General features: G+C 56.5%; 6 protein-coding genes. All 6 read right to left on the reverse strand.

What is annotated here, in order from left to right; all coding sequences use genetic code 11:
• Positions 1 to 154: 154 nt before the first annotated feature.
• The 6 genes from ACUIAG_RS06970 to ACUIAG_RS06995 all read right to left on the reverse strand — a co-directional run bounded on the left by ACUIAG_RS06970 (position 155) and on the right by ACUIAG_RS06995 (position 10,357).
• Positions 155 to 3,142: a glycoside hydrolase family 3 C-terminal domain-containing protein gene (locus ACUIAG_RS06970; protein ID WP_445339473.1), complete on the reverse strand. Its 2,988-nt coding sequence runs from the start codon at positions 3,140 to 3,142 to the stop codon at positions 155 to 157.
• A 353-nt stretch (positions 3,143 to 3,495) separates the two neighbouring features.
• On the reverse strand, positions 3,496 to 4,536 hold the full coding sequence (locus ACUIAG_RS06975; RefSeq protein WP_024627128.1) for a LacI family DNA-binding transcriptional regulator: 1,041 nt from the start codon (positions 4,534 to 4,536) through the stop codon (positions 3,496 to 3,498).
• Positions 4,537 to 4,755: 219 nt separating this feature from the next.
• The gene (locus ACUIAG_RS06980; protein ID WP_260803619.1) at positions 4,756 to 5,586 is read right to left on the reverse strand and encodes a carbohydrate ABC transporter permease; all 831 of its coding nucleotides are present in this window, start codon (positions 5,584 to 5,586) and stop codon (positions 4,756 to 4,758) included.
• Between the two features lie 53 nt (positions 5,587 to 5,639).
• The gene (locus tag ACUIAG_RS06985) at positions 5,640 to 6,506 is read right to left on the reverse strand and encodes a carbohydrate ABC transporter permease (protein WP_445339474.1); all 867 of its coding nucleotides are present in this window, start codon (positions 6,504 to 6,506) and stop codon (positions 5,640 to 5,642) included.
• 234 nt (positions 6,507 to 6,740) lie between these two features.
• The gene (locus ACUIAG_RS06990; RefSeq protein ID WP_445339475.1) at positions 6,741 to 8,096 is read right to left on the reverse strand and encodes an ABC transporter substrate-binding protein; all 1,356 of its coding nucleotides are present in this window, start codon (positions 8,094 to 8,096) and stop codon (positions 6,741 to 6,743) included.
• A 107-nt stretch (positions 8,097 to 8,203) separates the two neighbouring features.
• Positions 8,204 to 10,357: a glycoside hydrolase family 36 protein gene (locus tag ACUIAG_RS06995; protein WP_445339476.1), complete on the reverse strand. Its 2,154-nt coding sequence runs from the start codon at positions 10,355 to 10,357 to the stop codon at positions 8,204 to 8,206.
• Between the last annotated feature and the right edge of the window lie 65 nt (positions 10,358 to 10,422).

A 10,422-nucleotide genomic window follows, 5' to 3' on the forward strand; every position in this document is an offset into this window, starting at 1 on the left:
TTCCCCGACTGCCGAGGCCTGCTCGGGCGGGTTGCATAACCTGTTGTTTTCCTGGCATGAATGCTGCCTGGGCATCAACGGGGGTGTCGATCCGCTCCTTGGCGGACGGTGCATAGGTCCGTCTGCCAAGGAGCAAATCAACAGAGATGGAGGATCAGGCCGTCGGCCCTTGGTCGGAGCTGTCCTCGGACGGCGTGGTCTCCATGCTGGCCGGATCCTGGGCGCGGGTCTGCCGGGCGTCGTCCGCCAGATCGCTCAGGGTGCCCACGTCGACAGCGCTGCGCCGTGCCTTGAACCTTCTGAAGGCCAGGTACTCCAGGGCCAGGAAGATCAGGGCCAGCACAACCAGTGCCACATAGAGGGCGATCTGCCAGGCCGGGGTCTGCACCTTGGGGTCGCCATTGGCGTACTTGTAGCCGTGCACGACCGTATAGAGGATGTTGTGGCTGGCCTGGCGCATGGCCTTGACCGAGGTGGCGCTCTTGTCCTTGACATGGTTGGTCACCTCGGTGGTGGCCAGCATGGCGTCGTTCCCGTTGCGGATCAACTGGTCGGCGTTCTGGTAACCATAGACGCCGAAGTAGTCGGTCAGCACCATGCCACGGAAGCCCCACTCACCGCGCAGCACATCCTGCATCAGCGGCGCATAGGCGGCCACGTAGGTGGTGCCGATGTAGTTGAAGGAGCTCATGGCAGCCTGGGCGCCGCCCTTGACTACAGCAGCCTGGAATGGCTTCAGGTAGATCTCGCGGATGGTCTGCTCGTTGGCCCAGGTGGCCAGCATGTTGGTACGGTTTGTCTCCTGGTCGTTCATGGCGAAGTGCTTCATGAAGGAGTAGATGCCCTTGGACCTGGCTGCCGCGACCTCGTTGGATCCCATGACCGCATTGATTTCGGGGTCTTCGGAGAAGTACTCGAAGTTACGTCCGGAGAAGGCGCTGCGGTGGATGTTGAAAGCTGGCGCATACCAGCCGGAGACATCCATGTCATGGGCCATGGTGCCGATCATCTCGCCGTAGCGGGTGGCCAAACCGGGGTTCCAGGTGCAGGCCAGGGAGGTGGATGAGGGGAAGCCCAGGGAGCCGACCTTGGTGAAGTTGTTGTTCAGGGCGGCGGGGCCATCGGCGTCGGTGAGCTCGATCTTGCCGATGCCCTTGACGGCCTGGGTACCATAGCCGCTCATGGCGATCAGGCTGTCCATATCCTTGACGCTGAGCTGGTCCAGCAGCTTGTCCCACATGGGGTCGTCGTACTTCTTGTCACGCAGCTGGTAGAGCTTGACGTTGTTCTTGGCGCCTGTCGTGGGCATCTTGTCGCTGTCGTTGTCGAACTTCTTGGGGTCGTAGTTGCTGTTGTTGTAGAAGTGGGCCTTGGCCTCCTCGGGCATCTCGGTGCTCTTGGGCGCCGCCACGGCATCCTCATAGTTGGCGAAGTGGTTGGCCCGGGACAGATAGGTCGCCGTGCCCTTGGCATCGTCGAACCTGTTGGTGGCCGCGACCTTGTCGACGGAGCGGGGATTGCTCTTGTCGTAGGTGACCGTATGGGCGATGTTGACCGTGTCGGACTGGATCGGACGATGGGAGTCGGAACGGATGGAGATGCCGTAGTCGCCCTGGTCCAGCACGTAGGCCTTGGCATGGTCGGCATCATAGGAGGCCATGTCCTCGTCCTTGAAGCTCACAGGGATGGTCTGGCTCTTGCCGGGATCCAGGATCCTGGTCTTCTTGAAGGAGATCAGGTTGGCGCTGGCCTTCTCTATGCCCCCGTCGATATAGGGGGGATCGAAGTAGGTCTGGACAGTGTCGCGGCCGGCCTTGGCGCCAGTGTTGGTGACGGTCACATCGAAGGAGATCTTCCCGTCAGCATGATGGATCGGTCCCATCTTCTGGCTGAAGGTGGTGTATGACAGGCCGTATCCGAAGGGGTACTGGACCATCTGGTCGTAGTTGATCAGGCCTTCCTTGGCTGCAGTCTCCCAGAAGCGGTAGCCCACGTAAATGCCCTCGTTGTAGTCCACGAAGGTGGGCGTACTGGTTTCGGGCTTGCCGGTGAATCCGGTGAAGGTGGCCTTGTGGTCATCCATATTGGTGTAGGTGAATGAGCCGAAGTTGTTGTAGGTCGGCGTCTTGGTCAGATCGCGCACGAAGGTGTCGGAGGTCTTGCCCGAGGGGTTGACCTTGCCTTTCAGGACCTCGCCCAGGGCGGTGAAGCCGGCCTGCCCCGGGGGCGGGCACCAGAGGACGGACTTGATCTGCGGGTATTGACCCACGAAGTTCAGGTTGAAGGTGTTGGCGCCGTTGTAGACCAGGACCACCTTGTCGAAGGAGCTGGTGACCTTGGCGATCATGTCGCTCTCGGGCTTGGACAGCTCCAGGAAGCTCTGGCCCTGCTTGAAGTCCGGGTTGGCCTTGTCGTTGTCGTGATAGGTGATGTCCTTGGCCTTCATGTCCTTCGGCAGGTCGGCGCCCTCGCCGCCCACTCGGCCGATGACCACTACAGCGGTGTCGGAGAACTGCTTGGCGTCATCCATGAGCTTGCTGGTGTACTTGTCGGCCGTGGGTTCGGGCAGGGTCCAATCCTGGGCGAACATCTCGACCTTGGGGCGGTCCGCACGGTACTTGGTATAGAAGTCGCTCAGCTCCTTGTTGGTCTTCAGACCGGCTGAGGAGATGCCGTCAAGCAGGCTGGTGGTGGGGTTGTCTGCCGACATGGAGCCGGAGCCTGTGCCGCCGTAGACGGGGTTGGTCGAGGCCCAGCCGAAGACATTGACCTTGTCGGACTTCAGGGGGAGCGTGCCATCCGAATTCTGCAGCATGGTGACGGACTCACGCTGGATGTCCTTGGCCAGGTTCCGGGCTGCGGTAACGGTCGCCGGCTGCAGCTCGTGCTTGCTGGTGGACTTGGTGATCAGGTTGGACAAGGGTCCCAGGAGCATGGTCGCCAGGGCTGCGACGACAGCCACGAAGGCCACCAGCCAGGACTGGGAGTGGATCATCTTTCGGTTGGCTACGTTTTTGACGGTGTGCTTGTTCACGGCGATCGTGATCAGCAGGGCCAGTACCAGAAAGACGCCGATGACCACCAGCTGGGGTATCAGCGACTTGAGTACGGCGACCACATCGCTCAGATTGACACTGAACATGTTCGCTACTTTCCTCTGTTCTCTGCCGAAGCTTCACCCGGTCACGACTATGGACCGGTCACGCAGCAGACGGAGCATTTGAACTGTGGTCCGCCTCCTGGGTGGGCGAGCGACCTTCAGCTGCATCGACACGCCTTTATGCCACGGTTTCAGTTAATCATTTACTACGTGTTTCTGCGGCTGCGTATGCGCGAACTGTCGAATTTGCCGCATAACCTGACTTGTTTTGCGGTGTGTATTTGGGTGTGCGAGGTGGCGGGACACCCTGTTGGGGAAGGCAAGTATAGGTCAAGTATAGGTTTGGAGATCAGAGAGACGGGTGTGATAGAAATGGATTCCCACACTCCGTGTCGCTACGATCTAGGAACCCCGGTTGACTCTCGTTCGATCAGGTGGCCTGGCAACTCAACCAGTCTGTTCCAGTCATCGGTCCTGCCTCGCCCTTGATCAATGTCATCTATTTCCGTTTTCAGTAGATCAAAGGCCTTTTCCCCTGCCTTGAAGAAATCCTGATGAATTGTCGTCAGGGAGGGATTCCATATCTTGGCAATGGGGTGATCGTCGAAGCCTGCTACTGATACATCTTCGGGCACTCGTCGGCCCACATCGTTGAGGCCTCGGATGATGCCCATGCCGATCTCGTCATTGCCGGCAAAAATGGCGGTGACCTCAGGCTTTCGTCCCAAGGCTGACCCTATGCGCTTGCCGGACTCGGGATCCCAATCAGCCTTTATGGGTGCTGGTGCAGGCACTCCGGCATCCTCACAGGCGGATCTCCATCCGGCCAGGCGGCTGTATCCGCCAGCGCCACCGGGAATGCTGACGTGATACACGGTTTTGTGTCCCAACCCCAACAGATAGGAGGTTACCGCATACCCTCCGTCGCGCTCCTGCATGGAAATTTGAGTGACATCCGATTTCCGGTTGCCGGCAATGAGGATGATGGGCAGATCCTTGTTCACGTAAGCAAAAGCATCGTCGCTAACCTGATCGTAATCAAGGAGTACAATGCCTGCCGGATTCTGGTCCAGAATCGATTGGATGCGCTGGCGTGATTGCTCGCCCGCCTCTGGGCTCAGAACTCCGATATTCAATGTGTATCCAGCCTTTTGCGCTCTTTCCTCGATGCCAAAGATGGTCTGCGATTGGCCGAACAGAGTGGTATTTGTCGAGAGAACAGCGATGGTTTTGGTCCGTTCCTTAACCAAGGCTCTGGCAATAGGATTGGGGCGGTAGCGTAGGAGCTTCACAGCTTTGGCAATTCTGTCGCGTTTTTCCTTGCTGACCCGTTCGGGACTGTTGAGGTAACGGGACACAGTAGGAACCGAAACCTGAGCCAGGACAGCGACATCTTTGATGGATGCCGGTTTATTGTGATCGACCGTCCTAGCCATAGCAACTCCCATACCCATACGCCGCCTTATGCCTGACCATCGGATGGAATTCATGCATACCCGCAGAATCAGACTGACGGACCGGCATCTGTTTGTCCGTCCTTTTGGCCAACTGCCGCAGCTGTCGACTTCCGGCCACTTCATAGTACATGAGGAGGCCGGACGCGGGCGGTGTCATGCTTGATGCCTTGCCGCCCGCATCCCGCCTCTCAGCATGGTCTACTTCACTGCTCCGCCGGTGATGCCCGAAATGATCTTGCGCTGTGCCAAGGCGAAGATGATCAGCAGTGGCAGGCTCATCAGAATGATATAGGCGAAGATCAGATGCCAGTTGTTCAGGTAGAGTCCGGCAGAGGCGATGTTGTAGAGATTCAGCGGCAACAGATCCATCTTGCCGGAAAGGATGAAGAGCGAGTAGAAGACGTCGTTCCAGATATAGAGGGTGACCAGAATGGTTGCTGTGGCAAGCGTCGGACCCAAGAGGGGAAGGATGATCGTGAAGAATATCCGCATAGGACTGGCCCCGTCCATGCGTGCGGCCTCCTCAAGAGAGATCGGTATCGTCCGGATGAAACCGGTGACGAAGAAGATAACCGTAGACAGGTAGATTCCGACGTAGACCCCGATCATTCCCAGAGCTGTTCCTGACAGGCCGATGATCTTGAGCAGCATCATAACGGTCACTACTGCCGGAGGCAAAACAAGGCCGGAGATGGAAAGGGCGTATACCACGGTCATTGGCTTGGTGGCTCGACGGGCAAGTACCCAGGATGCCATAGAGCCGAGCAACAGAGCCAGAAAGACCGAGGGCACCGTAACGATCACCGATCCGAAGAAGGCCTTGATCATTTTGCCATCGGTGATGACGGTCGAGAAGTTCTGCAAGAGCTGCCAATGGCTAGGCAGGCTCATCGTGGGGCGGATCGCCTCGGCCTGGCTTTTTCCGGCCGTAACGATGAGCAGCCAGAAAGGAACGCCCAAGAGGACCAGCATGACCAGAACCACCAGTACCGCATGGACGATGGTGCCGGTTTTGGATCGTTTGTTCACAGTTGTGCTGCTTTGGGCCTGGGTGGCCGTATCCGGCGTGTAGGTTGCCGATGTCATAGGATCTTTGCCTCTCTTCTCCGCAGGTAGATGATCAAGGGGATGGCGATGATCATCACCATGACAAACAGGACCAGGCTCATGGTTGTCGACTGCGAGTAGAGTCCCTGGCCGAAGGTTCTCCAAATAAAGATGTTCAGTATCTCTGTGGATCCGCCAGGTCCTCCTGCTGTAGTCGCCTGGACGATGTCGAAGCCGTTCATGGAGCCCAGGAGTGATGTGGCGACATTGAAAGTAAAGGCCGGAGCCAGCAGCGGGAACTTGATCTTCCAGAATATCTGGCTTTTGTTGGCGCCATCAATGCTTGCAGCTTCCAGAACGTCCGAATCGATGGTTTTGAGCCCGGCCAGGAAGATAAGCATAGACAAGCCCATCCATTTCCATCCGTGAATAGCTGCGACAAGAACGATGGTCCATGTGGTGTTGCCCAGCCAGGCCAGATCGATTGTCCGTCCCAGGAAGAAGGAGAGTATCTGATTGAGGGCGCCGTCAGATTTGAGCACGGCCTGCCAGATGTACCCGACCGCCAGGGCCGACATGATGACTGGAACGAAGAACATGACCCGAGCGAACCTGTTGAGGCGGGTGTCTTCTTCGAGAAAGACCGCCAGGATCAAGCCGAAGGTGTTCTGGAATATGGCCACGAGAATGGCATAGACCAAGGTGATGCGCAGGTCCCGCATCAAAGTGCCCGAACGGAACAGATCGACGAAATTGCGTACCCCGTTGAAATCAATCGTCTTGCCAAAGGCCGACCAGTTGGTGAAGGCGTAGATGAAATTCATGATCGTCGGAATGAAGAAGAAGATTAGCAGGACCACAAATGCCGGAATGACGAATTGCAGCGGGTAGTTCTGCTTCATAAGCGTTTTGATGGGATTGACGGGGGTGATCGATCTGTTCCTTCTTCGCCCTCCGTGAGGTGTGACCCCCTCGGTTGCATGGTTTACCATACTTATCTGCTTTTCCTTCCATGAGATGGGCATCAAAATCAGGAGCGCCGGTCCCGATGCCCATCCGATGTCGTGCATGATGACCGCTTCCGGCCGTTGCCTTGGTGCGGGCAGCTGCCGGAAGCAGGACAAAGACAGGAGCCTTTAGAAGTTCTTGGCCCCCTGCGCTTTAGCCAATTGAGCGAATTGGTCCTGGGTCGCCTTGGTTACGTCCTGGGGCGACTTCGTGCCGTTGACCATATCGGCCAAATTGATGTAAAGGTCAGGATTGGCTATGGCCAGGGACTGCATGGAGCCTACGCCGGTCTTGATCGCAGCTGCGGAATCAATCAAGGCTTGGGGAACCGAATCAGGGGACTTAACCCCCTTCAGTACGGAGATGATCTTCTGGTCTTTGACGAAGTCTGCGTATCCGGTGCTCATCCAGTAATTGATGAGCTGACGAGCGGCGGCTTCCTTCTTGCTGTCCTTGCTCTTGAAGGCCACCAGCGCGTTGTTCTGTTCGGGGATGATGGTTCCGACATTCCCATCCTTGGAAATGGGGAAGAAGCCGATTCTTTCGTCCAAGGCCTGTTTGTCGTTCTTGGCCAGAGCCGCCACAGCGTTGAACAGGGAGTTGACCTGGATAATCATTCCGGTCTTGCCGTCCCAGAGCGCTGCAGCCTGGTCAGTGTCCTTGGCTGATCCTGCGTCCTTGTTATAGAGGCCCTCATCAAAGAGCTGCTTGTAGTTGTCGACTGCGGTCTGAATGGTCTTGTCGGTGAACTTCTCTTTTCCGGTATTGATGCGATCCCAAAGGCCGTTCTGAGCCGCCTCTGCCAGTTGGACGGATACCGCGTACTGGGTACCCCATTGTGAGCCTGCCATTTCGAATAGGGGGGAGTTCACACCGGGGACGTTGGCCGCTTTGATCTTCTTGGCAGTCTCGACCAGGTCGTTCCAGTTTTTAGGTGTCTCGGTAATACCGGCCTTTTTGAAGACTTCCTTGTTATAGAAGACGCCCTCAACTGGCGGGGTGGAGAAAAGGGCCGCATAACGGGTGCCGTCCACTACGCCACCGGCATCGGCGATGCCTTGGGTATAGTTCTTCACCCAAGGTGCATTATCGAGCTTTTGCAGCTTGTCCTGGGCGATAAAACCAGCCAGCATGGACTTGGTGGGCTGCCAGAAGGCCAGGTCGGGTGTATCTCCAGTCGTGATCTTCGTCTGGACATTCTGCTCGTACGGATCAGGAATGGTCTGGACATCGATTTTGGCACCTGTAGCCTTCTCGAAGTTCGAGACCACCTTCAGCGGAATCTTGTTGGAGTTCTGAGCCACCCACATTTTCAGCTGAACCCCGTCGAGTTTCTGCGTTGCCGATGGCCAGTAATCCTTAGAGCTTGTATCGGCACTGTCACTGCTGCCAGTCGAGGGATTCGAGCACCCGACCAGAGAGAAAACCATTGCGCCCGTCAGGGCGATGGCCGCGCCGACTCGGGTTATGTTGAATATCCTCATTGAAATTCCTTTCCTATGTTCCACGATCCTTCGCGGAACCTTCTGCCCATCATGAATGGCTACTCGGAAACCCCGGTTTGTAGGTGTTGACGCCTGCCGGTAATTCCTTAAAGACGACTTTGACCCCGGGCCTCCTTTCTTGTGATCAATATGGTTCGGGACGTGAATCGACGCTCTGGCGCTTGCAAACGCAGCTTGGCATTGTTCTGGTCCCAAAGGATTTTCCATGGTGCGAATCGTTCGCTTGTGGGGAAGATGGTATGAATGTCAACGGCTGAGTTGGCGAAATCAGGCAGGGATAGGACCACATTGCTTTCTTCTCCAGCGGGGTCTCGAGCCCACACCGTCACTAGTGCGCTCTGGTCATACCGAAGACCGAGGGCCAGTGCCTTGTCTGTCCATCCGGGCAATCCCATGGGCCAAAAAGGGACAGCTCTGGAAACGATGGGCTGTATTTGAAGCTTGTAGGTCTGTACGGCCTGGGCAATCAGGTTGCGCTGATCCTCATCCATGGCATTGAGAAAGCCTGAAATGAACAATCTGCCCAGCATGCTGGTGTTCAGGTTGAAGGCGATCTCTTCCAAGCTCATGGAAGCTTGTGGATAGGCCCAGTTGGCCGTCTGCTCCGGCACGGTCATCATTGGTGAAGATGCTGCGATCGGTGGATAGAGACGATAATCCTGCTGGTCCGAAGTTGATTGGACACGGAAGTGACTGGTCTGCATGAAATCTTCGCGCATGCCACCTGAGGAGCAGTTCTCAAGAATTAGATTTGGATAACGCTCATGCAAAGCATCCAACCAGCCGCAGTAGGCCCGATTGTGACCTAGAAGCCCGTCTCCTAGGCTATCGGCTTGATTGTCGGTGCCGGCTCCTGGAGAGACGTTGTAGTCGAACTTAAAGTAGCCGATGCCGAATTCGCCGATAAGCCTGTCAATTACCGAGTCCATATACTTGCGAGCCTCATCAGCTCGAAAGTCGAGTAGATAACGGTCCTGTTCGACTACACGTCGACCATTGCGTTGGAAGAAGGCCGCGTTTGGCAGTGCGGCGGCGATAGGGCTACGCACGCCCACGACCTCGGGTTCCATCCACAGGCCTGGAACCATGCCACGCGAGACGATGGCATCAATCACCTCGGCGAATCCCCCCGGGAAGCGCGTCGTGGAGGGTTTCCATTCGCCCACCGAAGGCCACCAATCGCCGGAATCGTCATACCAGCCGCAGTCGATGCAGAAGACTTGGGCCCCCACTTCAGCTGCGCTGTCGATCAGTGGAAGCAGCTTCTCTGTGGTCGGGTCACCGTTGATGGTATTCATGTAGTCGTTGAAAACCACTAGCGGATATTGGTCCTTGGCCACGTGCGTGCCGAAAGTCCGCCGATAAGCGATCAGGGAATCGTAGGCCGATTGGAAGGAAGAGGCCAGAGTGACCGAGGCTGGTACGGATGTAAAGGTATGTCCCGGCGCAAGGCATTTTGACCAGGAGTGATCTTCGTTTGTGGGTCCAGATAAAGCCATGTATCCATCGACGGTATAGTCGCCGACCTCCCATCGCCAAGCTCCGTTGTGCTCGACTTGGAAAATCCAAGTGGCTGTATGGCTCTTGTTGCATAGGACCGCGAGCGGAGCCTGGTGACCAGTTGACCAGGTGCCTGTGGAGATTGCTTTGTACTCGTTGCGTGGATTGTTGCCGGTCAGCTCCTGAGAGAGCTGAGGGAAGAGATCCTCGGTATTTTCAGAGCGCCAGCGGTTTTCGCCCAACCAGGCGAAAGCGCCGTGAAGAAGTTTCCAGCCGCTTGCATCTTGCTGCTCTCCGGGCGTGGATCCGAACAGACTGACCCAGCTGGTGACTGATTCGAGGCTGATCGGGCGGTTTCCGATGTTGGTCAGTGTTACAAAGGTCCGAAACATGGTCTGATTCGTAGGAAGTTGATAGGTCACGTCAGCTTGAAGACCGGCGGTACGGTTCTCCATTCGTACGTGCAACGAATTGATACCGTTTTCAAATTTGTCAGAATGATGAGAAACGTATCGCATGCCAGCCCCGATTGAAGTGCTGACCAGCCTTTCGCAGGCAATCCAATGACCGAAGCCAGCGGCCATGATCTCCACAAGGGGCAGATTGTCGTCGATCCTCATGTCCACATCATCCGACGTAATCCGACCTATGCTGACTGGAGCGTCGTCATCCCAATGAAAGAACAAGGATAGACGATTATTACCCCATTGAAAGTCATGTGTCATGATGTCCTCTGCCATATGATTACAGCCCAGTCGGGTGTCGGTGGAGATCGTGGTGACCGATAACCGCAAACAACCTTCCC

This window comes from Bifidobacterium sp. ESL0825 (genome assembly GCF_052606465.1).

What these genes read in the sequence shown, in the direction of transcription:
- ACUIAG_RS06970 (WP_445339473.1), bottom strand. Translation starts at nt 3,142, where the DNA reads ATGTTCAGTGTCAATCTGAGCGATGTGGTCGCCGTACTCAAGTCGCTG.
- ACUIAG_RS06975 (WP_024627128.1), bottom strand. Translation starts at nt 4,536, where the DNA reads ATGGCTAGGACGGTCGATCACAATAAACCGGCATCCATCAAAGATGTC.
- ACUIAG_RS06985 (WP_445339474.1), bottom strand. Translation starts at nt 6,506, where the DNA reads ATGAAGCAGAACTACCCGCTGCAATTCGTCATTCCGGCATTTGTGGTC.
- ACUIAG_RS06990 (WP_445339475.1), bottom strand. Translation starts at nt 8,096, where the DNA reads ATGAGGATATTCAACATAACCCGAGTCGGCGCGGCCATCGCCCTGACG.
- ACUIAG_RS06995 (WP_445339476.1), bottom strand. Translation starts at nt 10,357, where the DNA reads ATGGCAGAGGACATCATGACACATGACTTTCAATGGGGTAATAATCGT.